Raw genomic sequence first — 25682 nt, 5'->3', positions numbered from 1 at the left:
TAACAAGGAGCCCCAAAAAACACTGAAGAAGGGGGCGACATAAAATGTCTGAAAAAAGCCAAAATGTGCAGGACGTGTTCCTCAACCACGTCCGCAAGAACAAGACTCCCGTAACCGTGTTCCTCGTGAACGGTGTTAAACTTCAGGGAATCATCACCTGGTTCGACAACTTCTCGGTACTGCTGCGGCGCGACGCGCATTCGCAGCTCGTCTACAAGCACGCCATCTCGACCGTGATGCCCGCGCATCCGATCCAACTTTTCGAGCCGCCCAAGGAAGGTGAAAACGTCTGATTTTTCGACCAATGGCAATGGCCGGACGCCTGATGCCTCCGGCCGCGCCATCGTGGTCCACCCCGTCCTCCGCAATGAGGCGGACGGGGTCCTGCGCCATCCCGAATCCTGCCTGGACGAGGCGGTGGGCCTTGCCCGCGCCATCGATCTGGAGGTCGTGCACGCCGAATGCGCGCGGGTCAACCGCCCGCAGCCTTCGATCCTTCTCGGGTCGGGGACGGTGGAGCATTTCGCCCAGATCGTGGAGGAGACGGAGGCATCCCTCGTCATCCTCGACCACGCGCTGTCGCCGGTGCAGCAGCGCAATCTGGAAAAGGCCCTCAAGGTCAAGGTCATCGACCGCACCGGTCTGATCCTGGAGATCTTTGGTGCCCGCGCTCGGACGCGCGAAGGCATGCTCCAGGTCGAGCTGGCCGCCCTGACCTACCAGAAATCGCGCCTCGTCCGCTCCTGGACCCACCTGGAACGCCAGCGCGGCGGCTTCGGCTTCCTCGGCGGTCCTGGCGAATCCCAGCTGGAGATGGACCGCCGGCTGATCGGCGACCGCATCGTCAAGATCAAGAAGGAACTGGAGGAGGTCCGCCGCACCCGTGGCCTGCACCGCAAGGCGCGCGCCAAGGTGCCGTACCCCGTGGTGGCGTTGGTCGGCTACACCAACGCCGGCAAGTCGACGCTGTTCAACCGGCTGGCCAACGCCGACGTCTTCGCCAAAGACCTGCTGTTCGCCACGCTGGACCCGACGATGCGTCAGGTGACCCTGCCGTCCGGGCGCAAGGTGATCCTGTCGGATACGGTTGGTTTCATCTCCGACCTGCCGCACGGCTTGGTCGCCGCCTTCCGCGCCACGCTGGAGGAGGTCGACGCCGCCGACATCATCCTGCATGTCCGCGACGTGTCCCACCAGGACAGCGAGGCCCAGAAGGCCGACGTGCACGAGGTCATGAGCGACATGGGCATCGACCCGGAGGCTGACGACCGCGTGATCGAGGTGCTGAACAAGATCGACGCGCTTGACGAGGAGTCCCGCGAGGCGATCCTGGCCCAGACCGCCCGCAACCCCCGTGCCGTCGCGGTGTCCGCCCTGTCGGGGGCGGGAATCGCCGATCTGGACCGGTTGCTCGACCAGCGGATGAACGCCCACCGCCATGTGGTGGACCTGTCTGTCGAGCTGGGGGATGGGGCGGCGCTCGCGTGGCTCTATGAAAAAGGTGAGGTGCTGGAACGGCGGGACGACGAGGCCCAGGCCCACATCCAGGTGGCCATCGACCCGGCGGATCTGGCCCGTTTCGAGAAACGGTTCGTGCACGGCTGATCTTTCGCCATACAGGGATCGGGCGCGTCATAATTCGTTCGTGCACGTGCGACGACATGACGCGCCCGATTTCAGCCCCGTCCTACGACGTCCGAGGTGTAGCCTTTTCCCAACGCGCCCCCGATATTTGAGCCGGGGAGCCGATGGGTTATCCCCGGGAGGAGGCCCGCCTATGCGTTTGCAGACCGATCCAACACACTTTTCGATCACCGCCTTCCTGGCCGATCAGGTGACGCTGGTCGCCCGGCAGGAGCAGTTGTCGCCCGGTGCCGCGGTGCTGCGCATCCAGGAACTGTCGCGCGACAACGCCGGTCGCGCCCGTCTTCTGGAAATCATCAGTGACGCCTGGCGCAAGGAAACCAACCCGACGGAAAGCAGCAAGATTGCCGCCCTGCGGTCCGAACTGGCCGCCTGGGCGCTGCACGCCACCCCGAGCGACAGCCTGCCGCGCTCCTGACGGAGGCGGGGGTGCCGGGACAAGGATTTGTCCGTGGCTATGCAGCGGGCAGGGCGCCATAATGGGTGCTCGGCCCGCTTCTTTTCTTTTTCGGATTCCCTTGCGCGTCCCGATCGCTCTCCTGTCCCTGGCGTTTCTGGCCTTCGCGGGCACCGCCGCCGCCGCCGAGCAGGTGTTGCCACCGGGATTCGTGGAGGAGCCGCCGGTCGCGCCGGAAGATCCCCTGCCGCCTGAGCCCGCGGAGTTTCCTCCCGCCCCGTTCAGCCCACTGGTCGTGGCGCCGGACCCGAAGGAACTGCTGAAAGCCTGCAAGGAAGCCACCTTCACCGACTGTTTCCGCCTGTGGCGTCCGCCCCCGCCGCCGCCCAAGGAGGAGACGCGGGAAGCGCGCGACGTGCCGCAGCCCCCGCCCGATCCGAACGCCCCGCGCAAGCCGCCGGAGCCCGGCCCGCTGACCGGCACGCCGCCCGCTCCGAACCCGATGGCCGATCAAGCCACCTATGACGCGCTGGTCAAAGCGTTGAAAGACAGCGGTTTGGACGGCAAAGTCATGCTGCCGGAACCGCCGAAGGATGGCGGAACGGTTCTGAGACTCGACCCCCGATCCAACAAAGCGGCACCGAAACCGTGACGAATTTTCCGATTCCTGACATCGACCGCGTCTCCGCGATCATCCGCGAGGTCGCGGAGAGCGAGATTCTTCCCTATTTCCGCGATCTGGCGAACGCCGGCATCCGCGAGAAGACCGGGCCGGCCGATCTGGTGACCCTGGCCGACGAGGCGGGCGAACGCGCCCTGACGCCGCGTCTGCTGGACCTGCTTCCCGGCAGCACGGTGGTGGGGGAGGAGGCCGTCTCCGAAGACAAGTCCCTGCTCGACCGCATCCACGGCGACGCGCCGGTCTGGATCATCGACCCGATCGACGGCACGCTGAACTTTGCGAACGGGCGTCCGCTCTTTGCCGTGATCATTGCCCTGGCCTGCCGCGGCGAGACGGTGGCCGGCTGGATCTACGACCCGTGCGACGGGCGCATCGCCACGGCGGTGAAAGGGCAGGGCGCTTATCTGAACGGCAAGCGCGTCACGGTCGCCCCGGCGGTCCCCTTGGCCGAGATGACCGGAGCCCTGTCGACGCGCTTCTGCGCCGAGGATCTCGGGCGCCAACTCGACGAGCGCGGACGCGCCCTCGGCCCCCGCGTCTGCCTGTCCAGCGCCGCGCAGGAGTATCTGCGCCTGCTCGACGGCCGGGCGCATTTCTCGATGTACCATCGCCTGATGCCGTGGGACCACGCAGCCGGAGTTCTCCTCCACGCGGAGGCCGGCGGCTACAGCGCGCTGTTCGACGGCTCGCCCTATCGTCCGACCGCCCTCAACGGTGGGGTGATGCTGACCCCCGACCGCGCGAGTTGGGAGGCGATGCACCGGCATCTGTTCGGCTAACGCGGGGGCGCACCGGACTACCGCACACGTCCTCCGGCGGGGACCGGATTCGGCGGGAACTCCGCGAGCACGGCGGCCTTATAGTGCCAGGATGCCGGAAACGGCCGCCGTGAGGCTTGTGGAGCGCCCGAACATGAAGGCCATTGCCCTGAAGCGCGTGCTGTTGGTGGCGTCTTTGCTGGCGCCCACGGCCTGCGCGGAGCGGGTCGCCGATTGTCAGCCCGCAGGCGGGACGGCTTTTGCCGCCGGTTCGGCGCTATGCTCCACAGACGCCGACACCGCGGATGTTGCTTTGGAGCATGAGGAGGTTCGCGCAATCGACGCCGAGCCGGTGCTCAGCGTGGCGCCGCCACAGCGCCGGAAGGCGCGGCCCGCATCGCACGCGCATTCCATAGAGTGAAATGGCCCGCGGTCCTTCGGAACCTGCAATCGCCAATGTGTGTTGGACCAACGCAACAACGGCGGGTGATCCATGCAGACGGCCAATATCCATGATCCCTTGAGCATCGAGAGCGTCTATCCACGAAGCGCCTTCGACAACGATGCGCGGCAGAACGCGCGGGACAAGGAGGCAGTGGAGCATGGCGTGATGATCCTGTCGATGCCGGACGCCGACGGGAATTTCTCGCTGAAGCCTTCCCAACGTCATGTCGGCGAGCCGGACACGACGACCCATTCGATTTTTCTGTCGCCGACGCTGGAAAGCTCGGAGTATGGAGCGCTCATTCCGAGCGACACCGGCTATGACGGGCCGATCGAACCGGCGGAGGCTCCCAAGACCTCCGGCGATCCTTACCGGTCCTTCGTGGAATCGCTGATCCAGGCCGCCCGTGACGCGGATTTTCCACCTCAGCCGCCCGCAGAAAGCCTGAAGGGCTTTCGCGGCGGCTGAGGCACCGAGGACCGGAGAGTGACCAGCCGCCCCCTCCTTACCCCTCCGAGTATGTTTTCCATAATCTCACTTATATGATTTCTGCCGACGGGCGAGGTCTGTCTTCTTTTCTCACTGCCATGGGTCGGCTAAGGTCGCTTTCCCGTCCCATCCCGCTGCCGAAGAAGACTCTCCCATGGCCCGCAACATCGACCGCTTGATCGACGTCATGGCCCGCCTGCGCGACCCCAACGGCGGATGCCCGTGGGATCTGGAGCAGACCTACGCCACCATCGCGCCGCACACGATCGAGGAAGCCTACGAGGTGGCCGACGCCATCGAGAAAGGCGACATGCCGGCGCTGCGCGAGGAGTTGGGCGACCTGCTCTTCCAGGTGGTCTATTACAGCCAGATGGCCCGCGAGGAGAGTCTGTTCGATTTCGACGAGGTCGCCGGCGTCATCGCCGACAAGATGATCCGCCGCCACCCGCATGTCTTCGGCGCCGAGGAGGTCAAGGGCGCCGACATGCAGACCTCGCGCTGGGAGGACCACAAGGCCGCCGAGCGCGCCGCCAAGGCCGCCGAGGAAGGTCGCGCCCCGTCCGCCCTGGAAGGCGTGATCGCCGGTCTCCCTGCCCTCACTCGCGCCCTCAAGCTGCAGAACCGCGCCGCCCGCGTCGGCTTCGACTGGACCGACGCGCGGGATATCCTCGACAAGATCGAGGAGGAGGTCCGCGAACTGCGGCATGAGATGGACAGCGGCTCCGCCCCGGACCGGGTGGCCGACGAACTGGGCGATCTGCTCTTCGCGCTGGTCAACCTTGCCCGCCGCCTGAAGGTCGAGCCGGAATCGGCGCTGCGCGGCACCAACGCCAAGTTCGAACGCCGTTTCCATCGCATCGAAGCGCTGCTGTCCGAGCAGGGCCGCACGCCCAAGGAGGCGACGCTGGAGGAGATGGAGGCCTTCTGGCAGCAGGCCAAGCGCGAGGAACGCGGGGAAGCCTGAGCCGCCCTCACCGCGCCGCGCTGGTCTCCAACAGGGCCAGCAGGCCGGCCAGCAGATCGGTCGGCCGCGGCGGGCAGCCGGGAATGCGCAGGTCCACCGGCAGCACCTCCTCCACCGGGCCGACGCAGGCGTAGCCGCCGGCGAATAGGCCGCCACTGACGGCGCAGTCGCCGCAGGCCACCAGCCATTTCGGTCCGGGGGTCGCGTCCCAGGTGCGGACCAGCGCCTCGCGCATGTTGCGGGCGACCGGGCCTGTGACCAGCAGGACGTCGGCGTGCCGCGGCGAGGCGACGAAGCGGATGCCGAACCGTTCCAGATCGTAGATCGGGTTGTTCAGCGCGTGGATTTCCAGCTCACAGCCGTTGCAGGACCCCGCATCGACCTCGCGGATCGACAGGCTGCGGCCCAGCCGGGCCTTGGCGGCCCGGTCGAGCTTTCCGGCCAGCTCGGCCAGGGCCGGATCGGCGGGAGCCGGGGCGGCCTCGGTGACCGGGCCGCCGGTCAAGGAGGTCAGGATGTGCCTCAGCATCGGTGGCCTCCTTACAGGTCGTGACCCGCGTAGGAACAGTTGAACGACTTGTTGCACAGCGGGAAGTCGGCGACGATGTTGCCGCCGATGGCCGCCTCCAGCAACGGCCACTGGAACCAGGACGGGTCGCGCGGGTGGCAACGGGTGACGACGCCCTCCCCGTCCAGCCGCACCCAGGTCAGAATCTCGCCGCGGAAGGACTCCACGAGGGCCATGCCCTCCCCGCCCCGCCCCGACACCAGCGGGACCGACGGGTGGTCGAGGCCGCGCGAGATCGCCGGCAGACGGGCCACGATCTGCTCGATCAGGGACAGGGACTGCTCCACCTCGCGGATGCGCACCCAGACGCGGGCGTTCACGTCGCCCTCGGTCAGCACCGGCACCTCGAAAATCAGCTCGTCGTAAGGCGCGTAGCCCGGGCTGCGTCGGGCGTCCTGGTCGCGGCCGGAGGCACGCCCGACATGGCCGCCGGCGCCGAAGCGGGCAACCAGCTCCGCGGACACGAACCCGGTGGTGACCGTGCGGTCCTGCAAGGACGCCTTGCCGTCATAGATGGCCACCAGCGGCGGGAAGCGCTTCCGAAGCTCCGCCACCAATTCCAGCAGCAGTCCCGCGCCGCGTTCCGGCAGGTCGGTGGCGACGCCGCCGGGGATCACCCGGTCCATCATCAGCCGGTGCCCGAAGCAGGCGTCCGCCGTGCGCAGCACGCGCTCCCGCAACTGGCTGGTCTGGGCCAGCATGAAGGCGAAGGCGGCGTCGTTGCAGATGGCCCCGATGTCGCCCAGATGGTTGGCGATCCGCTCCAGCTCGGCCATCAGGGCGCGCAGCCACACCGCCCGTGCCGGCACCTCAACGCCGAGCGCCGCTTCCACCGCGCGGGCGAAGGCGAGGCTGTGCGCCACCGTCGCGTCGCCGGAGATGCGGGCGGCCAGTTTCGCCGCCTCCGCCACCGGCCTGCCCTGCATCAGCCCCTCCACCCCGCGGTGGACGTAGCCGAGCCGCTCCTCCAGCCGGACGACGGTCTCGCCGTTGGCGGTGAAGCGGAAATGGCCGGGCTCGATGATGCCGGCATGGACGGGGCCGACCGGAATCTGGTGCAGCCCCTCGCCCTCCACCGGCAGGAAGGTGTAGGGGCCGGGGTTGGGCGCCGCTGCCGCCGGCTGTTCGGACAGGGGACGGCGCACGCCCCAGGCGTCGTGGTCCAGCCAGGGGCGCGGATCGGTCGTGCGCTCCGCCGTCAGGCCATAGAGGTCGTGGGCGGCGCGCTCCAGCCGGTTGGCGGCGGGACGCACGGCGCTCAGGCTCGGGAAACGGCCTTGCGGGCAGTCGAGGCTGACCACCGCGACGTCGCCGGAGAAATCCTCGCGGAAGGCGGCGTGGACCGCCTTGGGTTCCCCCCACAGGCCGAGCAGGCTCCAGCCGTTGCCCGCCAGCCCTTCGATCAGCCGCAGCCAACCGTCGCGGCCCAGCCGGTAGCGCGGCCAGGGCCGGTGGCCCTCCACCGGCGTGCCGATGCGGTTCAACAGGCTGAACAGCGGTTCTTCCCCGTACATGCAGCCCCCTACCCCAGCAACGCCGCGACGGTCTGGAACCACGCGACCAGCGGCCCCGGCAGCCAGACCCCCGCCACCAGAACCAGCGCCAGATGCGCGTAGAGCGGAACCAGCGTTCCCTCCAGCGGCACCGATGCCACCGGGACGCCGCTGCCCTCCACCGTGCCGGGCGCGCCGAAGCACAATTGCTGGACTCGCAGCACCAGCGCCCCGAAGGCGACCAGGATGCCAACGACCAGCGGCAGGGCCAGCAGCGGTTCCCGCGCGAAGGTGCTGGTGACCAGCAGGAATTCGCTCATGAAGACGCCGAAGGGCGGCAGGCCGGCGATGGCCACCACCCCGGCCAGCAGGCCCCAGCCCAGCGCCGGATGGCTGACCGTCAGACCGGAAATCCGCTCGATCCGCTGCGTCCCCGTCACCTGCACCGCATGACCGACCGCGTAGAAGATGGCCGACTTGGTCAGGCTGTGCATCGCCATGTGCAGCAGCCCGGCGAAGTTGGCGAGCGGCCCGCCCATGCCGAAGGCGAAAGTGATGATGCCCATATGCTCGATGGAGCTGTAGGCGAAGAAGCGCTTCACGTCGCGCCGCCGGTAGAGCATCAGCCCGGCCAGCAGCAGCGAGGCCAGCCCCATGGCGATCATCAGCGGCCCGGGCGCGATGGCCTGCCCGTTCGCCGCCAGCAGCATCTTGAAGCGCAGCACGGCGTAGAGCGCCACGTTCAGCAGCAGCCCCGACAGCACCGCGGAGATCGGCGTCGGCCCCTCCGCGTGGGCGTCCGGAAGCCAGGCGTGCAGCGGCGCCAGCCCGACCTTGGTGCCGTAGCCGATCAGCAGGAAGACGAAGGCGAGATTGAGGATCGCCGGGCTGATCTTGGCGACGTGGCCCATCAGCTCCGTCCAGGTCATCGCCGCCATGCCCGGCCCCATCACCGGCTGGGCGGCCATGTACATCAGGATGGTGCCGAACAGGGCGAGCGCGATGCCGACGCCGCACAGGATGAAGTACTTCCAGGCGGCCTCGATGCTGGCCGCGGTGCGGTACAGGCTGACCATCAGGACGGTGGTCAGCGTCGCCCCCTCCACCGCCACCCACATGACGCCCAGGTTGTTGGCCGACAGGGCCAGCAGCATGGTGAACATGAAGGCTTGGTACATGGCGTGGTAGAAGCGCAGCTTGCGCTCGTCCAGCTTCCCCACCGCGATCTCGTGCGCGATGTAGCCGGCGGAAAAGACGCTGGTGGTCAGCCCGACGAAGGCGGTGAGCGCGATCAGGTAGATGTTGAAGGCGTCCACCACGAACAGCGCGCCGCTCGACGCCTCCTGCCCGAACAGGACCAGCGACGCCAGCAGCGTGGCCGCGGAGAAGCCGATGTTCAGCCGCGCGCCCAGCCGGTGGCCGGGAACCAGGGCGAGGATGGCGGCGCCGATCAGCGGGGTGGCGACGATGACGGCGACGGCGCTCAATCGCTCTCCCCCCGGAAGCTCTCGATCTTCTGCATGTCGAGCGTGTCGAACCGCTCGCGGATGTGGAACAGGAAGATGCCGAAGATGATGAAGGCGACCATGACGGAGAAGGCGATCGACATCTCGACCACCAGCGGCATGCCGGCCACCCCGACCGCCGCCAGGATCAGCCCGTTCTCGATCGACATGAAGCCGACCACCTGGCTGACCGCGTTGCGCCGGGAGATCATCATCAGCAGGCCGAGCAGGACGACCGACAGCGACAGCGCCAGATTCTCGCGGGTCAGGGCCGTGGCGTCGGCGGTCACCGGCAGCACCAGCAGGATCGACAGGGTGACCAGCGACACGCCCGCCACCATGGTCAGCCCGATGCCCAGCGCCGGCTCGATGGTACGATGGATCTTCATCTTCACGATGATGCGGTGCAGCGCCACCGGGATCAGGATGGCCTTGAGGACCAGCGTCAGCAGCGCCGTGATGTAGAGGTGTGGCTCCCCGTGGGAATAGGCCTGCCACGCCGCCGTCGCGGTCAGGGCGAGCGCCTGCATCGTGAAGACGTTGAGCAGGGAGAACAGCCGCCGCTGGTAGAGCAGAGCGAAGCTCATCAGCAGGACGACGGCCCCCAGCATGTGCGCAGCATCATAACCCAGGTCGCTCATCTCACACCCCCCGCGACACGTAGAGGAAGATCGCGCCGAGCAGGCTCAGCAGCAGGGCGCCGCCGAGGAACTCGCCGACCCGGAAGACACGCATCTTGGCGATGGAGGTCTCGAACAGCGCCAGCAGAACCCCGCCGAAGGCGAGCTTCGTCACGAAGACCAACACGCCCCCCAACGCCGCCATAACGCCTGATCCGGCGGTCGCCATGCCCCAGGGCGCGAAGACGCAGGCGATCAGCGCCATGTAGAGCAGCAGCTTGAGCATGCTCGCCGCTTCGACCAGGGCGAGGTGACGGCCGGAATATTCCAGCACCATGGCCTCGTGCACCATGGTCAACTCCAGGTGCGTGGCCGGGTTGTCGATGGGGATGCGGGCGTTCTCGGCGATCGCCACCATCACCAGCGCGATCAGCGCCAGGGCCAGTGAGATGCGCAGCCCGACCACGCCGGACAACATGAAATCGGCGATCTCGGCGAGCGAGGTGCTGCGGACCAGGATCGCCACCGAGAAGACGATCATCAGCATCGCCGGTTCGGCGAGCGCCGCGATCATCATCTCGCGCGACGAGCCGATGCCGCCGAAGCTCGTTCCTGTGTCCATCCCGGCGAGCGCCAGGAAGAAGCGCGCGGAGCCCAGCAACGCGATCAGCGCGATCAGGTCCGCCGTGGGGGCGAGCGCCAGTTGCGTGGTGAAGACCGGCACCAGCCCCGCCGCCAGCCAGATTGCCGTGAACATCATGTAGGGCACGGAGCGGAACAGCCAGGAGGCGTTGCGGGCCAGCACCACCTCCTTGCGCAGCAGCCGCAGCAGGTCGCGGTAGGGCTGGAGGACGGACGGCCCCTGCCGCCCGACCAGCCGCGCCTTCACCAGCCGCACCCAGCCGGTCAGCAGCGGCGCCAGGGCCAGCACCAGCAGCATTTGCAGGATCTGATAGAGGGTGGCGAGCAGCAGCGTCATCGTTGCGTCACCGCCACCATCACCAGCAGCACGACCAGCGCCAGGAACATCAGGGTCAGGTAGCGGCGGATGGTCATGAACTGCAATCGGTTGGCCCGGTCGGCCAGCCAAGTCACCGCGCGGGACAACGGCTCCACCACCACGAGCCAGGCCGGGTCGGTCCAGGTCACCGCCAGGCGCGCGGGGCGCGTGTCGCCCGGTGCCGGCATATCCACATGGTCGCGGGCGCGGAACACCGTGCTGCCGAAGGCGCGGCGGATCGGCTGGCCGAAGCTGGAGGCCGTGTATTGGGTGACCGCCGCCGGGTCGGGCCCGTCGAAGCCGCAGCCCCAGGGGATCGACCAGCGCACGCGGTCGCTCGCCTTGCGGTGGATGCCCAGCACCAGCACGACCGACAGCAGCGCGATCACCACCAGCATGATCAGGCCGTTGTAGGAATTGCCGATGGCCGAGGTCGGGGCCAGCCAGAACCAGGGCTGATAGGCGCGGCCGTCGAACGGCCCGGCCTCGACCAGCAGGCGCAGCGCCGGCTCGAACAGGCGGATCAACGGGGTCGGCAGGATGCCGAGAACGACGCAGAGCACCGCCGGCACCGCCATGCCCAGGCGCATCGCCCGCCCGACCTCCACCGCTTCCGCGGCGGCGCGCGACCGCGGGCGGCCCAGGAAGGCAATGCCGTAGAGCCTCACGAAGCAGGCGCCGGCGAGCGCGGTAGCGAGCGCCAGTGCGGCACCGACCACGGCGATCTCGATCTTCAGCGACCATTCCGACAGGGCCGGGGCGTTCAGGATGGCCTGGAACAGCAGCCATTCCCCGACGAAGCCGTTCAGCGGCGGCAGGGCCGAGATCGCCGCGGCGCCGATCAGGGCGAGCACGGCGGTGGTCGGCATCCGGTGGATCAGCCCGCCCAGCCGGTTGAGGTCGCGCGACCCCGTGGCGGTCAGCATGGCGCCCGCCGCGAAGAACAGCAGGCTCTTGAACAAGGAATGGTTGACCACATGGAGAAGCGCCGCCGCCAGGGCGAGCGCCGCGATCACCGGCGTGTGGGCGGCCTTGAAGACCAGCGCCAGCCCCAGCGCGATGACGATGGCCCCGATGTTCTCCACCGTCGAATAGGCCAGCAGCCGCTTCACGTCGTCCTGCATCAGCGCATAGAGCACGCCCATCACGGCGGTCAGCGCGCCGAATCCCATGGTCACGCCGCCCCACCACCACTCCGGCTCGCCCAGCAGGTCGAACAGCACGCGGATCATCGCGTAGACGGCGACCTTGGTCATCACGCCGGACATCAGGGCCGACACGTGGCTGGGTGCGGCCGGATGGGCCAGCGGCAGCCAGACATGCAGCGGCACCAGCCCGGCCTTCGACCCCGCCCCCAGCAGGATCAGCACGACGACCAGCGCCGAGGCCCCCGCCGCCGGCGCATGGGCGCGGATGGCGGCGAAGCTGTAGTCGCCGTGCGCCGTCGCCAGCACCCCGAAGGCCAGCAGCAGGCAGGCCGTGCCGAAGCTCGCCATGATGATGTAGAGGCGCGCGGCCTTGGGCGTGTCCGGCTCCCGGTGGGTGGAGAGCACGAGCAGCCAGGAGGCCAGCGACATGAACTCCCAGGACAGCAGGAAGGTGAAGGCGTCGGCGGCGATCAGCACCATGTTCATGCCCGCCAGGAACAGCGGAAAGAGCGGCAGGACAGGGCCGTCCTGAGAGCCGCCGTGAGATCCGCCATGGCGCTCGTGATGCGCCCGTTCGTACCCCCAGCCGAACAGGCTGGCGGTGATGCCGCCCAGATTGACGACGATCAGGAAGACGGCGGACAGCGCGTCGGTGCGCAGATGGGCCTGAATCCAGGGCAGCCCGACCGGCAAAATCATCGTTGCATCCGGCCCGCCTCCGGCCAGCCCGACCGCCGCCCACAGCGCGATCAGCGCGCAGGCCCCCGCCGTTCCGCCATAGACGACCGTGGGCGCTTGCGGCAGCCGCTTCGCCGCGGCCCCGGCGATGGCCACAGCGAACAGAAAGGCGATTGCCGAAACGACCGGTCCCAAGGTTGCGAATCCGTTTGGATTAGGCCCACAATCAGTAAGGATGTTTCTCCCAACGAACGCAAGGGGAAAAACTCTGTCGCATTCATCTCGCGGATGCGCGTGCTTTGGGCGCCACGCGCACAGAAAAAAGGCGGCTCCCCAAATCGGGAGCCGCCGGAGTCTGTTCGGGAGGAAACGCAACCAAGTTGCAGGGGAAGATATGCGCCCGTTAAGGTTAACGACGCGTAAAGGGCGCGGGACTTTTCTTCAACTATACTTTTTCGCAAGCAACGGGCTGCGGATTCGCGCGTCCACTCCGAACCGGTCTCCCCGCCCTCTCCCAGATCGGCACTGGCCGGGAAGGCCCGCTTCGCGCTATAGGAGGCACCCTTCCCTTTCACCAGTCACCGGTCCTCCATGCCGTCCACCTCCATCAGCCAACGCATCGCCGACGAGCTTTCGGTCCGTGAATCCCAGGTCGCCGCGGCCGTCAAGCTGCTCGACGAGGGATCGACCGTCCCCTTCATCGCCCGGTACCGCAAGGAGGCCACAGGCGGGCTCGACGACACGCAGTTGCGCACGCTGGAGGAACGGCTGTCCTACCTGCGCGAGCTTGAAGACCGGCGCGCGGCGATCCTGTCCTCCGTCCGCGAGCAGGACAAGCTGACGCCGGAGCTGGAGCTGCAGATCCGTCAGGCCGACACCAAGACGCGCCTGGAAGACCTCTACCTGCCCTACAAGCCGAAGCGCCGCACCAAGGCGCAGATCGCCCGCGAGGCCGGGCTGGAGCCGCTGGCCGACCGGCTGCTCGCCGACCCGTCCCGCCAGCCGGACGCCGAGGCCGCCGGCTTCGTCAGCGCCGACAAGGGCGTGGCCGACGTCAAGGCGGCGCTCGACGGCGCCCGCCACATCCTGGTGGAGCGCTTCGGCGAGGACGCCGAACTGGTCGGCCGGCTGCGCGCCGCCATGGCCGACAAGGGCGTGGTGACCTCAAAGGTGATCGAGGAGAAGCGGGCCGAGGGCGCCAAGTTCTCCGATTACTTCGAGTTCGACGAACCCTGGGCGAAGGTGCCCTCGCACCGCGCGCTGGCGCTGTTCCGCGGCCGGACGCAGGGCGTGCTGGACATCCGGCTTGACCTGCCCGTCGAGGAGGGCCAGCCCCATCCGGCGGAGCGCACCATCGCCGCCCACACCGGCATCCGCGACCAGGGCCGCCCGGCCGACAAGTGGCTGTCCGACGTGGTGCGCTGGACCTGGAAGCTGAAGATCGGCCCGCACGTCGAGACCGACCTGATGGGCGACCTGCGCGAGCGCGCGGAGGACGAGGCCATCCGCGTCTTCGCCCGCAACCTGCACGACCTGCTGCTGGCCGCCCCGGCCGGCCCGCGCACCACCATCGGCCTCGACCCCGGCATCCGCACCGGCGTGAAGGTCGCCGTGGTCGACGCCACGGGCAAGCTGGTCGACACCGCCACCGTCTACCCGCACCAGCCGAGGAACGACTGGGACGGCTCGATCGCCGCCATCGCCGCACTGGCGGTGCGCCACAAGGCGGAGCTGATTTCGATCGGCAACGGCACGGCGAGCCGCGAGACGGACAAGCTGGTCGCCGACCTGTTCAAGCGCCATCCGGAGCTGAAGCTGACCAAGCTGGTGGTCAGTGAGGCCGGCGCGTCGGTCTATTCCGCTTCCGAGACCGCGGCGGCGGAGTTCCCGAAGCTGGACGTCAGCCTGCGCGGCGCCGTCTCCATCGCCCGCCGCCTTCAGGATCCGCTGGCCGAGCTGGTGAAGATCGAGCCGAAGTCCATCGGCGTCGGCCAGTACCAGCACGACGTGTCCGGCGGCAAACTCGCCCGCTCGCTGGACGCGGTGGTTGAGGATTGCGTGAACGCGGTCGGCGTGGACCTGAACATGGCGTCCGTCCCCCTGCTCACCCGCGTGTCCGGCCTGAACGAGACGATCGCCCGCAACATCGTGGAGCACCGCGACCGCAACGGCGCTTTCCGCTCGCGCAAGCAGCTGCTCGACGTGGCGCGCCTCGGCCCGAAGACGTTTGAGCAGGCCGCCGGCTTCCTGCGCATCCGTGAGGGCGACAACCCGCTGGACACCTCCGCCGTCCACCCCGAAGCCTACCCGCTGGTCGAGCGCATCCTGAAGAAGACCGGCAAGGATCTGGGCAGCGTCATCGGCGACGCCCGATTCCTGCGCGGGCTGAATGCCGAGGACTTCACCGACGAGCGGTTCGGCGTGCCGACCGTCGAGGACATCCTGAAGGAACTTGAGAAGCCGGGCCGCGACCCCCGCCCCGAATTCAAGACCGCCACCTTCCAGGAGGGGGTCGAGGAGTTGAAAGACCTCCAGCCCGGCATGGTTCTGGAAGGGGTGGTGACCAACGTCACCGCCTTCGGCGCCTTCGTGGACATCGGCGTGCACCAGGATGGTCTGGTCCACATCTCGCAGCTGTCCACCAGCTTCGTGAAGGACCCGCACACCGTCGTGAAGGCCGGCGACATCGTGAAGGTCAAGGTGATGGAGGTCGACATCCCGCGCAAGCGCATCGGCCTGACCATGCGCCTGACCGACGACGCCCCGCGCCCGGAGAAGGGTCAAGGCCGGAGAGAGGGCCAGCGTAGCGAAGGCCAGCGTGGCGACGACAGGCGCCGGGACGACCGCCGCGGCCCGCCGCCCGGCAAGGGCGGCCCCGCTCCGAAGCCGGCCCCCAAACCGGTGAAGGCCCCCGAGCCCATCAACAACGCTTTCGCCGAAGCCTTCGCACGGGCGCAGGCCGGCAAGAAGCGGTAGGCTCCGCACACATGGGGAGCGTCCCGCATACACGCCGGCACTCTCCCCATGGACGGTTCGCGCGCCAAAGGCTAGTGTGCACCGACGCCAACCGCATAGGCGCCCATGCTCTCTTCGGCAACCCGAATCGTCGGCCTGTACACGGGCCTCGCCACCGCCTGGGTGGTGGGGTCCGACCGTTTTTTGGACGCCGCCGGTCTGGGCGAGGTGGTGCTGATCCAGAACGTCAAGGGCACCGCCTTCGTCCTGTTCACCGCCCTGGCCCTGTGGGGCTTCCTGCGCCAGGAATTCCAGCGCCGCTCCCGGTCGGAGGATGCGCTGCGCTCCACGTTGGAGCGGTTGGCCCAATCGGAAGCCGATCTCCGCTCGGTCATCGAGAAGCTGCCGGACGCTTTCTTCCGCACGGACCTGGACGGTCGGGTCAGCATGGCCTCGCCCCAGTTCGCGCGGGAGTTCGGGCTGACTCCCGAGACGGTGATCGGCACCCGCATCGCCGACCATTACGTGGAGGAGGACGGGCGCGCCAAGTTCCTTACGGCTCTGGAGGAATCGGGCGGCGAGGTCCGCGACCACCGCATGCCGATGCGGCGGCAGGACGGCACCACCTTCTGGATTTCCGCCAACGCCTACATTCGCCGCGACCCCGCCGGGCGTCGCATCGGCATTGAGGGAATTGCCCGCAACACCACCGCACAGCACCATCTGGAGGAACGGCTGCGCTACCTCGCCGGGCATGACGCGCTGACCGGGCTGTGCAATCGCATCCGCTTCGAAGACCGGCTGGAACACGCCATCACCCGCGCCAAGCGGGAGGACAAGAGCTTCGCCCTGCTTTTCCTCGACCTCGACGGCTTCAAGGAGGTCAACGACACCCACGGTCACCACAAGGGCGACGAGGTGCTGGTGACCACAGCGCAGCGCCTGTCCGGCGCGCTGCGCAACAGCGACACCACCGCCCGCATCGGCGGCGACGAATTCGCCGTCCTTCTGGAGGGGGACATCTCCGTCGAGAACGCCCGGGCCGTGGCGGAAAAAGTCATCGACTCCATCGACCGGCCCCTGCCCGGCCTTGACCTGTCGGTGTCGGCCAGCGTGGGCATGGCCTTCTTTCCATCGGACGGCGCCGATGCCGGTGTTCTGCTGCGCTGTGCCGATCAGGCCATGTACCGCGCCAAGCGTCTGGGCAAGAATCGGCTGGAACTGGGCACCGCCTGAGCGGGACTGCGGACGTCAGGATGGCTTGGCCGCGTCCATCACCAACCGAATGCCCAGCGCACCGATGACCGAGGCCGCCAGCCGGTCGATCCACGCCTTGGACCGCAGATAGGCGGCGCGGGGGCGGCCGGCGGAGAAAGCCACGGCGACGATGGCGTACCAGCCTGTCTCGACCAGGAACACGGCGGGGGGCAGGGCCAGCACAATCCAGGCCGGCGGGGATACCGGCAGAAGGGCGGCGAAGATGCTGGCGTAGACGACGGCGGTCTTCGGGTTGCTGATCTGCGTCGCCAAACCGATCCCGAAGGAGCGCAAGGTGCCGTGGGAATTGGCGGGCCCATCCGGAACGCGTATCGGCTCCGCCGCCCCCCGCCAGATTCGCACCGCCAGATGAACGAGATAAAGGCCGCCTGCGACCTTCAGGATCAGATAGAGCCACCCGACCTGGATCAGCAGGGTTTGCAGACCGAGGAGGGCCAAGGTGGCAAAGGCGACGCCGCCAAAGCCCATGCCGAGGGCGGAGGCGAGCCCGGCACGGCGCGACACGGCGATGGAGGTGCGTGCCACCAGGACGAAGCTCGGGCCGGGACTGATGGCGCCGATGGCCAAGGCGCCGAGGATGCTCAAAAGGGCAAGAACCGACCCATCCATGGCTGCGGCTCCGATGTTCGGGGAAACCGCAGTTTATGAGTGGCGAACGGGATCGTCAGCCGACAAAATGGTCGCGGTGTCACGTCCGCTCACTCCGCGGCCATCAGAAAGCTCGCGCCGTGGTGGGTGCGCGGGGGCATGTCAGGGAGACCGATCGTCCGCCCGACCTCTTCGGTCGTCGGCTGACGCCGGTAGGTCTCCACATAGCGGTCGAGGGCGGCGAGGCACTCGGCGATCGAGCCGGAACCGACGGCCCGGCAGTCCTCGAAGGCATGCGGGTCGGGGCGGAACCAGTGGGTGATGTAGCCGTCCTCGGTCCCGTTCAGGGTGAGTGTCAGGGCAAAGCGTCCCTCATGCCCGATCCGGGCGTGGGCCGCGCGCAGCCGGGACTGGACCTCTTCGATGGTCATGGCGCGTGCTTCCTTCTTAAACATCAGGCGGCCTTTCGATCACGCGGCGTTGCGGAGCAGCCGGTCTTCCAGGCTGCGCGCCCATTCGGCGTCGCGGGCCAGCGATTCGACCAGCAGGCGGGCCGGGCCGGCCGCGTCCGCCGGGGTGTCGGGGCGGAGCAGCCCGGCCAGCCGCATGGCCAGCGATTCCGCCTCCGCCTCGACCCAGCGGGCATACTGCTTGCGGCGTTCCGCCTCGTTCCAATACCAGCGCGGAAGCTGGGGGTAGCTGCGCTCCATCTCGCCTTCCCAGGCGCTCATGCGGAACAGACCGCTGGGGGAGCGTTCGGTGGTGGTGCTTGTGGCGGGTGTCATACAGGGCTTCTCCCTTCCACGCCGCAGGAATGGCGTGGCTCAGGCGGCCTCCAGATCGCCGCCCTCTTCGTCCTGCTTCAGGATTTCCGCCTTCTTCTGGGCGAACAGGCTGGTGATGCGGTGCTGGGCCGTGCGGTCCACCGTGCCGATCTCACGCAGGCGGGTGCCGGCGCCGGTGCGCCACAGCTCCTCCAGGTCGTCCAGGTCCAGGCAGGCGCCGAGCCGCTTGCGGATCTCCTCCTCGAAGGCGGCGATGGCGGTCGGCTGAAGGTCCGGGTTGGACTTGGCGGCATAGAAGGCCTCGGCCTCCTCCCGGTACTTGCTGTCGTCGAACTGGCCCATATGCACGTCGGCGGCGAGACCGAGCTGGACGAGGCATTTGCCCACAGCGTCGGTCATCGACATTTTGAAGCACTCGTCGTCGGGCGCCTCGATGCCGTTGCGGCGGCGGACCATCTCCGTGCCGCCCCACTGCGGGCCGGTCCAGCATTTCTCGCCCGTCTCCGGGTCGAGGTACCAAACGCGGGCGCAGATGAAGATCATGCGCTCGGCGATGGTCCAATCCATCTGCTCATAGCCCCAGCCTTTGCCGACCGGGCCGAACACCTCGGTCATCATCATCAGGCGCCAGGTCGGGTCGATCTGCGTGCCGCGGAAGCCGCCGGAGCGGGTGAAGGGCTTGGTCGCCTTCGGGTCGGTCCGCTTCAGCCGGTTCCACAAATGCATTGGGTCCAGAGCGGCGGGGCCCCCGGTGGCGGTCTGGGAACCCGCGATCTTCGGAGCGGCCGTGCTGACGGTCTTCTCGGTTTCGGCAACGGTGTCGGTCTTGCTCATGCGTCCCATGGTCGTCGGGTTCCCCTTTTGGCCAGCATTTTGGTCAGTAGCGTTCGTCTCTCCCCTCACCCCAGCCGCCGCTGAGCACAGCGTCCAGGCTCGGGTCAGGGGACGGATCGGCCGTGGCGGGCTGCCACGGTTCGGCTGTGTCGAGCGCCCGCCGTGGCGGCGCGCCGTAGCGCAGGGACAGGCGTCCCTCGCGGTCACGGGCGAGGTAAAGGCCGCGGCCCGGCTCCTCCCCGGCCACAAAGGCGATGCGCGCGTCGGCGGGCATCAGCGCCTTCAGGGCGGCCTCCGCCTCGCGGACGGCGAGGGCGGCGGCGCGGCGGTCCACCAGCTCCGCGGCCAGGGCGGCGAAGCGGTTGTGCCGGGCCATGTCGACCACCCGTCGGGTCTCGTAGGCCGGCGCGTCCGCAGGCAACGGATCGCCGGGCTCCACATCGTTGGCGACGTGCCACCAGAAGGCGTCCAGCGTCGCCATCAGCCGCCCGCAATCCGCTTCCCGACGCGGAACGCGGACGAGCGCATGGCCGGTGGGGCGTAGGATCGACAGCATCGCCCGGTCCAGCCCGGTGACCACCAGCTGGTGCTGGACCTGCCAGTGGTAGCGCTGGGCCAGCTCCGCATCCGTCTGAAAGCCGCCTGTGAATTTCGCCTCCACAAGCGTGTCCGGCTCACCGGTGTCCGTGTCGCCCTCCCAGGTCAGGAAATCCGGGTGGGCAACCATCCAGTCATGCTCCGGATGGACCCAGGTCCGTTCCGCCGGCACGCAGGGAAGGCCGGTGACCTTCTCCACGAAGCGCGGGTGCAGATGCTCGGTCGCGATGCCGATCTGCACCGCGGCGACGAGGTCGAGATCGGCAGGCGCCGACCGTCCCGTCTTTTCGCGCCACAGGTTCAGCCAGTCGCCCGCCATGATGCGGGTGGCGTCGGAAGACCCGATACGCCCTGCCCGCGCGGCCCGCTGCGCGTCCGTAATCGCCATTCCCCTGCCGGCCCCCAGCCGTTTCTCTGCGTCTCTGGCTTCGAGTCGATGCGTCTTCGCAGCGCCATCGCCGTTAACCATAAACCGTATCGTGAATATGGGCTGCGAACACGCAGGATTCAAGAACAAAAAGAGAACCTGCGGCTTGGCCGTAGGGTCGAATCTTCGAACCTTTTCAAAAAACTAAGTAGAATGCAGCGCGGCCGCGGTCTCGCTGTGACCGAATCGGGCGACTCGGCACAGATGGTTATGGATTCGTGGCGTCAAAGGGGGTGTAAAAAAGAATTTCACCGACGGAATTGGCGGCTTTTCTTCCAGATTCCCGCCAAATACGCGCGATCAGGCGCGCAGGCAGCGCGTGATGTGAACCGCGACACCCGCGACGTTGGCGCGCTCGATGGGCGTCGGGCGGCAGCCGGGGTCGGTGCTGACCGGCAGCAGATGGGGCGGGAAGAAGCGGTAGCCGCACACCGTTCCGTCGCCCACCGTAACCACCACGTCGCCGGCCTGCGGGGCCAGCACGTCCAACGGTTCCAGCACCACGCAGTCGTCCGGCAGGACGCCGGCGGCGTTGAGGCTCGAGGAGGCGATGGTCAGCGCGAAGGCGCGGCGCGACGCCGGACGGTCCACGGCAATGCCCCGCGCCCCGCCCGTCAAGGCTGCGGCGATGAAGGCTTCCCCGGCCCTTCGCCCCAATTCCAGAAAGTCCCGCACCTGCTCCACCGACAGCAGCGGCACCCGTGCCACGGCCTGGTAGGCGGCATCATCGAGGAATCGCGGCTCGGAACCGGCGACGCGGGCCAAGCGGCCCAGGGTTTCGGCGCTGGGAACGCTGCCCCGCGCCGGGTCGCGCAGGAAGCGCGTGATGTTGGTCGGCGTGACCTCGGCCAGTCGCGCCCAGGCCCCGGCACTCCAGCCCTGGGCCTCCATCACGCCGGTCATCCAACGCAGGATCGCCCGCCGCGTGTCGTCCATACTGCCGTCCTCCCCGCCGAAAGAGCGCCCTTATAAGAGAGAACGTTGAAGGAACGCGCAAGGTTTCTTCGCTTATGTCGCAATTTCGCCGAGGATGCGCTGCGATTTCGCAGTATCGCGTCCGACTCCCCTCATCTCCCGCTTCGCCCTTTCCCCACCCATTGCGACACGCCGTGCGCGCCGCCATCTGGAAGGCGCAAATCCACATCCGGAGGAACCGATGATCGTCACCAGCACCGACACCGTCGAAGGCCGTCGCATCACCCAGTATCTCGGCATGGTCGCGGGCGAAGCGATTCTGGGCGTGAACATGTTCCGCGACCTGTTTTCCGGCATCCGCGACATCGTCGGCGGTCGGGCCGGCGGTTACCAGAACGCGCTTCGCGACGCCCGCGAAGCCGCTTTCGCCGATCTTCAGGAATCTGCGCGGGCGCTCGGAGCGGACGCGATCGTCGGCGTGGACATCGATTACGAGGTGCTGGGCAAGGAGAACGGCATGCTGATGGTTTCCATCAATGGAACCGCCGTCCGGCTGGGCTGAGTTCCCCCAACCGTTTAGGCCGATTGCCCGCCTGGACGGACGGTCGCACCCCCTTACACTCCCTCCCCGCATCGATAGGGACCTTGAGAAACGGGAGGGACGACATGCGTTCTCTGGCGAAACGGCTCGGCGGCCTGGCCCTGGCCGCCGGGCTCTTTTGTGCCGCGCCAGCCCTGGCCTTCGAGGGCCTTGTGGAGAAGAAGGTGTTCGAAATGCCGTCCTACACCACGGTGGGCGGCGGCACGATCAAGAACGTCCGTATCGGCTGGGAAAGCTACGGCAAGCTGAACGACGCCAGGGACAACGTCATCCTCCTCACCCATTTCTTCAGCGGCAACAGCCACGCCGCCGGCAAGTACAAGATGGAGGACCCGGCCCCCGGCTATTGGGATTCCATCATCGGACCGGGCAAGCCACTGGACACCGACAAGTTCTTCATCATCAGTTCCGACACGCTGGTGAACCTGTCGCCGAAGGACCCGACCGTCGTCACCACCGGCCCGGCCAGCGTCAATCCCGACACCGGCAAGCCCTACGGCATGAGCTTTCCGGTCGTCACCATCCGCGATTTCATCAATGTTCAGAAGGCATTGCTGGACAGTCTTAATGTAAAATCACTGCACGCGGTGATGGGCGGCTCGATGGGATCGCTCCAGGCGCTGGAATGGGGCGCCGCCCATCCGGAGATGGTCAAACGCGTGGTCGCGGTGATCGGCGGGGCCGAGGCGGACCCCTTTCTGATCGGCTGGCTGAACCTGTGGGCGGCGCCCATCCGCGTCGATCCGAACTGGCAGGGCGGCGATTACTACGGCAAGGCGGAACCCAAGGCCGGGCTGACCGAGGCGTTGAAACTGGTGACCCTGCACGCCCGCCATTGGAAATGGGCGGACGCCACCTTCGGCCGCGGCTGGGCGGAGGACGGCAAGGACCCCGCCGCCAGCATGAACAACCAATACGCCATCGAAGTGTGGCTGGACAAGGCGGCGGCGGCCCGCGCCGCGGTCAGCGACGCCAACCACTTCCTGTATCTGGTGAAGGCCAACCAGACCTTCCTGGTGGGCGGCGGCGGGGCGCTGGACGAAGGGCTGGCGAAGATCAAGGCGCCGGTGCTGCTGATCCCCTCCGCAGACGACCTCGTCTTCCCGCCGGAACGGGCCATGCATCCGCTGAAGGAGCGGCTGGAGAAGCAGGGCGTCGCGGTCACCTACACCGACTCGATCACCACCAGCCTCGGCCATCTCGACGGCATCGCCAACATCGCAAAGGCCGGGGACACGATAGCGTCGTTCATGGCGAAATAACGGACCCTGTCGCCTCGCCCGGAGACGACCGCCCGGCGGGGCATTCCGTCAGGGGCCGACGTAATGCGGCATCAGCTTGGCCTGTTCGCCGACAAAGACGTTGCAGCGGCTGTCCTGACCGTCGAAGAAATACACCTGACCGGTCTGGCGCTTATTCTGCGGGTCCGACAGGTTCGCCCCGCCGGAGAAGGCGACGCCATAACGTTTGTCCGGGGTCCGTGCCCAGTAAATACCGTCCATCTCCTGCCCGAAGGCGCCGCGCTGGCACAGGCGCGACAGGGCGGCGTCGTAGCGGGCCAGCCCGTTCAGCCCCGTTGGCAAATTGTAGACCGCTTGGCTGCGCACATGGCGGGTGCGGGGCGGAATGACCTCTTGGGGAATGGAGGAGCGGCTCAAGGCGCGCAAGTGGCTGGGATCGGTGCGCTCCACCCGCATCGGGTCCGCCGCCGCTGGCGCAACCAGCAGCGCAAGCAACAGAGGAACGGCGGCGATGGCTTTCATGGGCCGAGCGGAAAAAGGGCCAAGGGCACAGAACCATAGCACGGGTTCCCCGCTCGTGGGCAGCGGTCTCCGGTGGGAGAAGCCGTTACGGTTGGAAAAATCGTTTATTACTAACTATCTCCGATGAAATTCTAAGAGTTTAGGTCAGGAATTGCGAACGCCTCCTTGTCAGAAAGAAATTCAAGAAATCACTTTAAACCATTGAATCATAATACGCTTTATATCCGCTCGCCCTTGCCCTCCAGATAGCTGGTGATCGTCGCCAGGAAGTCCCTCGGCTGGATCGGCTTGGGCACATGCCCGTCAAAGCCGGCGCGGGAGAAGCGCAGCATGTCGGTGGGCGTCGACAGGTTGGTGACCGCGACGACCAGCGTGGGCGCCAATGCCCGATCGGCGCGGATCATCCGGACCAGTTCGACGCCGGACAGACCGGGCATCACCACGTCCATGATCACCAGATCGGGCTTCAGAGCCCGCATCAGGTCGAGCACGCCCCGCGGGTCGTCCGTCTCCACCACGCGGTGTCCGCCCTCCTCAAGGCAACGAACCAACAGTTTGCGCATCAGTGCGTTGTCATCGACAACGAGGATGGTCCGCGTCCGGTCCGAAGGATGAGCGTCCATGGCTTCCGCCTCTCCCTGGTCACGGCGCCTTGCGTGCGCCGGCGGACGAGGCGTCCGACAGCCACCAGGAGTCGAAGGAGAGCGAATAGGGCGGCACGGTGTCGGGGCGCTTCAACCGGTTCCAATAGGCGACGCGGTAGACGCCGGAATACCAGTGCGGCACCACGTAATGGTTCCACAGCAGCACCCGGTCCAGGGCCGACACCGCGGCTTTCAGATCCTCCTGGCTGCCGGCGCGGACGATCTCGCCGATCAGGTGATCGACCGCCTCGCTGCGCACCCCGGCCAGATTCTGGCTTCCCGGACGGTCGGCGAAGGCCGATCCCCAATAGCCGGTCTGCTCGTTCCCCGGCGACAGGGACTGCGGCCAGACATGGACCACCATGTCGAAATCGAAGTCGCGGGTGCGGTTCTCGTACTGGGTGGTGTCCACCGTGCGGATGGTGGCCCGGATGCCGAGCCGCTTCAGATTCTCGATGAAGGGCAGAGTCACCCGCTCGAAGGTCGGGCTGTCCAGCAGGATTTCGAAATCCAGCGGCTTGCCGGTCGCGACGTCGACCCGCACCCCGTTGCGCACGTCGGTCCCCGCCTCGTCGAGCAGCCGCTTGGCCTCCAAGAGGTTGCGGCGCAGCCCGTTCTGGCCCTCGGTGCTGGGCGGGTGGTAGGTCTTCTCGAAGACCTCGGCGGGGATCTTCCCGCGCAGCGGCTCCAGGATCGCCAGTTCGCGGCCCTGCGGAAGCCCCGTGGACTGGAGCGGCGAGTTCTCGAAATAGCTCTCCGTCCGCTTGTAGGCGCCGTAGAACAGCGTCTGGTTCGTCCATTCGAAGTCGAAGGCATAGGCGATGGCCTGGCGCACCTTGGGGTTCGCGAAGACCGGGCGGCGCGTGTTGAACACGAAACCCTGCATGCCCGCCGGTACCTCGTTGGCGATCTCCTCCTTCACCACCTTGCCGTTGCGCACCGCGTCGAAGTCGTAGCCGGTGGCCCAGGTCTTGGCGACGTTCTCCTGGCGGAAGTCGTACAGCCCGCCGCGGAAGGCCTGGAGGGCGACGCTGGCGTCCCGGTAATACTCGTAGGCCATGCTGCCGAAATTGTTCCGCCCGACATTCACCGGCAGGTCCCGGCCCCAATAGTCGGCGACCCGCTCGTAGGTGATGCCGCGGCCCGGATCGAAGGACGCGATGCGGTAGGGACCGCTGCCCAGCGGCGGGTCCAGCGTGGTCGACTGGAAGTCCTTGCCCTCCCAATAATGCTTCGGCAGCACCGGCAGCTGGCCGACGATCATCGGAAGCTCGCGGTTGTCGCCCGGCTTGAAGGTGAAGCGGACGCGGCGCTCCCCCTCCGCCTCGACCTTGTCCACGGCGCCGTAATAGCTGCGGTAGAAGGGGTGGCTCTCGGTCAGGATGGTGAAGGAGAACACCACGTCATCCGCGGTGACCGGCTTTCCATCGTGCCACCGCGCGCCGGAGCGCAGGTTGAAGGTGATGGAGGAACGATCCTCCGGCATCTCCACACTTTCGGCGAGCAGGCCGTATTCGGTGAAGGGCTCGTCCGCCGACCCGGTCATCAGCGTGTCGTAGATCAGCGTCGCCCCCGCCGCGGGCACGCCGCGCAGCGTGAAGGGGTTCAGCGTGTCGAAGGAGCCGATGGCCTGGAGGGTCACCTTGCCGCCCTTCGGAGCGTCCGGGTTGACGTAATCGAAATGCCGGAAATCCGGCCCGTATTTCGGCTCGCCATACAGCGCCATGCCGTGCCGCGCCATGCCGTGCCGCGCCATGCCGTGCTGCGGCTGCGCGCCCGCCGGTCCGGCAACGGCGACGATCAGCCCGATCAACAGTCCAGCGGCCACACGGCGCATGCCCCATTCTCCCATCGTTCGCTCCGGAGTGCTTGGCCCCGGTTCCGCTCTGATAACATGTGGGTGG

General features: G+C 67.6%; 27 protein-coding genes. 12 read left to right on the top strand and 15 right to left on the bottom strand.

The genetic code is table 11. The annotated features are described in order from the left end of the window. Positions 1-44 precede the first annotated feature (44 nt). From hfq to mazG, 8 genes are all read left to right on the top strand, one after another. The gene (gene hfq / locus AC1DVI_RS04190) at positions 45-293 is read left to right on the top strand and encodes an RNA chaperone Hfq (RefSeq protein WP_035675971.1); all 249 of its coding nucleotides are present in this window, start codon (positions 45-47) and stop codon (positions 291-293) included. Positions 294-345: 52 nt separating this feature from the next. After that, entirely contained in the window at positions 346-1605 is a 1260-nt protein-coding gene (gene hflX, locus AC1DVI_RS04185; protein ID WP_149165112.1) for a GTPase HflX, read from the top strand. A 172-nt stretch (positions 1606-1777) separates the two neighbouring features. Beyond that, positions 1778-2062: a hypothetical protein gene (locus tag AC1DVI_RS04180; RefSeq protein WP_035675976.1), complete on the top strand. Its 285-nt coding sequence runs from the start codon at positions 1778-1780 to the stop codon at positions 2060-2062. Between the two features lie 100 nt (positions 2063-2162). Continuing rightward, positions 2163-2693: a hypothetical protein gene (locus AC1DVI_RS04175; protein ID WP_476956872.1), complete on the top strand. Its 531-nt coding sequence runs from the start codon at positions 2163-2165 to the stop codon at positions 2691-2693. Beyond that, positions 2690-3502, top strand: a complete 813-nt coding sequence (locus tag AC1DVI_RS04170) for an inositol monophosphatase family protein (protein WP_476956871.1) — start codon at positions 2690-2692, stop codon at positions 3500-3502. The genes AC1DVI_RS04175 and AC1DVI_RS04170 overlap by 4 nt, the downstream gene beginning before the upstream one ends. 133 nt (positions 3503-3635) lie before the next feature. Beyond that, positions 3636-3902 (top strand): hypothetical protein, encoded by a 267-nt coding sequence (locus tag AC1DVI_RS04165; RefSeq protein ID WP_476956870.1) that lies wholly within the window; start codon positions 3636-3638, stop codon positions 3900-3902. Between the two features lie 72 nt (positions 3903-3974). Beyond that, entirely contained in the window at positions 3975-4394 is a 420-nt protein-coding gene (locus AC1DVI_RS04160) for a hypothetical protein (protein WP_149165013.1), read from the top strand. 175 nt (positions 4395-4569) lie between these two features. Continuing rightward, positions 4570-5379: a nucleoside triphosphate pyrophosphohydrolase gene (mazG, locus tag AC1DVI_RS04155; RefSeq protein WP_476956869.1), complete on the top strand. Its 810-nt coding sequence runs from the start codon at positions 4570-4572 to the stop codon at positions 5377-5379. 7 nt (positions 5380-5386) lie between these two features. On the opposite strand, the gene AC1DVI_RS04150 is transcribed toward mazG, so the two are convergent. Genes AC1DVI_RS04150 through hyfB form a run of 6 tightly spaced genes read right to left on the bottom strand, consistent with a single transcriptional unit; the run spans position 5387 to position 12586 of the window. Further along, on the bottom strand, positions 5387-5908 hold the full coding sequence (locus AC1DVI_RS04150) for an NADH-quinone oxidoreductase subunit B family protein (protein WP_476956868.1): 522 nt from the start codon (positions 5906-5908) through the stop codon (positions 5387-5389). Between the two features lie 11 nt (positions 5909-5919). Continuing rightward, positions 5920-7461 (bottom strand): hydrogenase large subunit, encoded by a 1542-nt coding sequence (locus tag AC1DVI_RS04145; RefSeq protein ID WP_476956867.1) that lies wholly within the window; start codon positions 7459-7461, stop codon positions 5920-5922. 8 nt (positions 7462-7469) lie between these two features. After that, the gene (locus AC1DVI_RS04140; protein ID WP_476956866.1) at positions 7470-8927 is read right to left on the bottom strand and encodes a hydrogenase 4 subunit F; all 1458 of its coding nucleotides are present in this window, start codon (positions 8925-8927) and stop codon (positions 7470-7472) included. Beyond that, positions 8924-9586, bottom strand: coding sequence for a hydrogenase-4 component E (locus AC1DVI_RS04135; protein ID WP_476956865.1), 663 nt, complete (start codon positions 9584-9586; stop codon positions 8924-8926). The genes AC1DVI_RS04140 and AC1DVI_RS04135 overlap by 4 nt, the downstream gene beginning before the upstream one ends. A gap of 1 nt (position 9587) precedes the next feature. After that, on the bottom strand, positions 9588-10544 hold the full coding sequence (locus AC1DVI_RS04130; protein ID WP_476956864.1) for a respiratory chain complex I subunit 1 family protein: 957 nt from the start codon (positions 10542-10544) through the stop codon (positions 9588-9590). After that, positions 10541-12586: a hydrogenase 4 subunit B gene (gene hyfB, locus AC1DVI_RS04125; protein WP_476956863.1), complete on the bottom strand. Its 2046-nt coding sequence runs from the start codon at positions 12584-12586 to the stop codon at positions 10541-10543. Before hyfB ends, AC1DVI_RS04130 begins: the two co-directional genes overlap by 4 nt. Before the next feature lie 396 nt (positions 12587-12982). Between hyfB and AC1DVI_RS04120 the strand changes: the two genes are divergently transcribed. Both AC1DVI_RS04120 and AC1DVI_RS04115 read left to right on the top strand, forming a co-directional pair. After that, positions 12983-15367, top strand: a complete 2385-nt coding sequence (locus AC1DVI_RS04120; RefSeq protein WP_476956862.1) for a Tex family protein — start codon at positions 12983-12985, stop codon at positions 15365-15367. Positions 15368-15472: 105 nt separating this feature from the next. Next, on the top strand, positions 15473-16582 hold the full coding sequence (locus tag AC1DVI_RS04115; protein WP_476956861.1) for a diguanylate cyclase domain-containing protein: 1110 nt from the start codon (positions 15473-15475) through the stop codon (positions 16580-16582). Positions 16583-16597: 15 nt separating this feature from the next. Here AC1DVI_RS04115 and AC1DVI_RS04110 read toward each other — a convergent pair whose 3' ends face one another. The 6 genes from AC1DVI_RS04110 to AC1DVI_RS04085 form a co-directional block, all read right to left on the bottom strand. Further along, complete coding sequence (locus AC1DVI_RS04110; protein ID WP_476956860.1) at positions 16598-17233, bottom strand: LysE family translocator; 636 nt, start codon at positions 17231-17233, stop codon at positions 16598-16600. Positions 17234-17322: 89 nt separating this feature from the next. Beyond that, positions 17323-17643: a hypothetical protein gene (locus tag AC1DVI_RS04105; protein ID WP_149165023.1), complete on the bottom strand. Its 321-nt coding sequence runs from the start codon at positions 17641-17643 to the stop codon at positions 17323-17325. 39 nt (positions 17644-17682) lie between these two features. Further along, complete coding sequence (locus tag AC1DVI_RS04100) at positions 17683-17997, bottom strand: hypothetical protein (protein WP_476956859.1); 315 nt, start codon at positions 17995-17997, stop codon at positions 17683-17685. A 39-nt stretch (positions 17998-18036) separates the two neighbouring features. Next, positions 18037-18831 carry a hypothetical protein gene (locus AC1DVI_RS04095; protein WP_476956858.1) on the bottom strand — a complete coding sequence of 265 codons (795 nt, stop codon included), beginning with the start codon at positions 18829-18831 and terminating at the stop codon, positions 18037-18039. Between the two features lie 43 nt (positions 18832-18874). Continuing rightward, on the bottom strand, positions 18875-19816 hold the full coding sequence (locus AC1DVI_RS04090; RefSeq protein ID WP_476956857.1) for a YqaJ viral recombinase family protein: 942 nt from the start codon (positions 19814-19816) through the stop codon (positions 18875-18877). A gap of 339 nt (positions 19817-20155) precedes the next feature. After that, on the bottom strand, positions 20156-20791 hold the full coding sequence (locus tag AC1DVI_RS04085; protein ID WP_476956856.1) for an XRE family transcriptional regulator: 636 nt from the start codon (positions 20789-20791) through the stop codon (positions 20156-20158). A 220-nt stretch (positions 20792-21011) separates the two neighbouring features. Between AC1DVI_RS04085 and AC1DVI_RS04080 the strand changes: the two genes are divergently transcribed. Both AC1DVI_RS04080 and AC1DVI_RS04075 read left to right on the top strand, forming a co-directional pair. Further along, positions 21012-21332 (top strand): heavy metal-binding domain-containing protein, encoded by a 321-nt coding sequence (locus AC1DVI_RS04080; protein WP_149165027.1) that lies wholly within the window; start codon positions 21012-21014, stop codon positions 21330-21332. Between the two features lie 104 nt (positions 21333-21436). Next, the gene (locus AC1DVI_RS04075; RefSeq protein WP_476956855.1) at positions 21437-22633 is read left to right on the top strand and encodes an E22 family MetX-like putative esterase; all 1197 of its coding nucleotides are present in this window, start codon (positions 21437-21439) and stop codon (positions 22631-22633) included. Positions 22634-22681: 48 nt separating this feature from the next. Here the strand turns inward: AC1DVI_RS04075 and AC1DVI_RS04070 are convergent, their stop codons facing one another. From AC1DVI_RS04070 to AC1DVI_RS04060, 3 genes are all read right to left on the bottom strand, one after another. Continuing rightward, positions 22682-23134 (bottom strand): hypothetical protein, encoded by a 453-nt coding sequence (locus AC1DVI_RS04070; protein ID WP_476956854.1) that lies wholly within the window; start codon positions 23132-23134, stop codon positions 22682-22684. Between the two features lie 218 nt (positions 23135-23352). After that, on the bottom strand, positions 23353-23757 hold the full coding sequence (locus AC1DVI_RS04065; RefSeq protein WP_476956853.1) for a response regulator: 405 nt from the start codon (positions 23755-23757) through the stop codon (positions 23353-23355). A 19-nt stretch (positions 23758-23776) separates the two neighbouring features. Further along, positions 23777-25615, bottom strand: coding sequence for an extracellular solute-binding protein (locus AC1DVI_RS04060; RefSeq protein ID WP_476956852.1), 1839 nt, complete (start codon positions 25613-25615; stop codon positions 23777-23779). Between the last annotated feature and the right edge of the window lie 67 nt (positions 25616-25682).

Source organism: Azospirillum sp. P4_B5 (genome assembly GCF_056402275.1).
The sequence above is the reverse complement of the archived record's forward strand: the minus strand, read 5'-3'. Positions and strand labels throughout refer to the sequence as shown.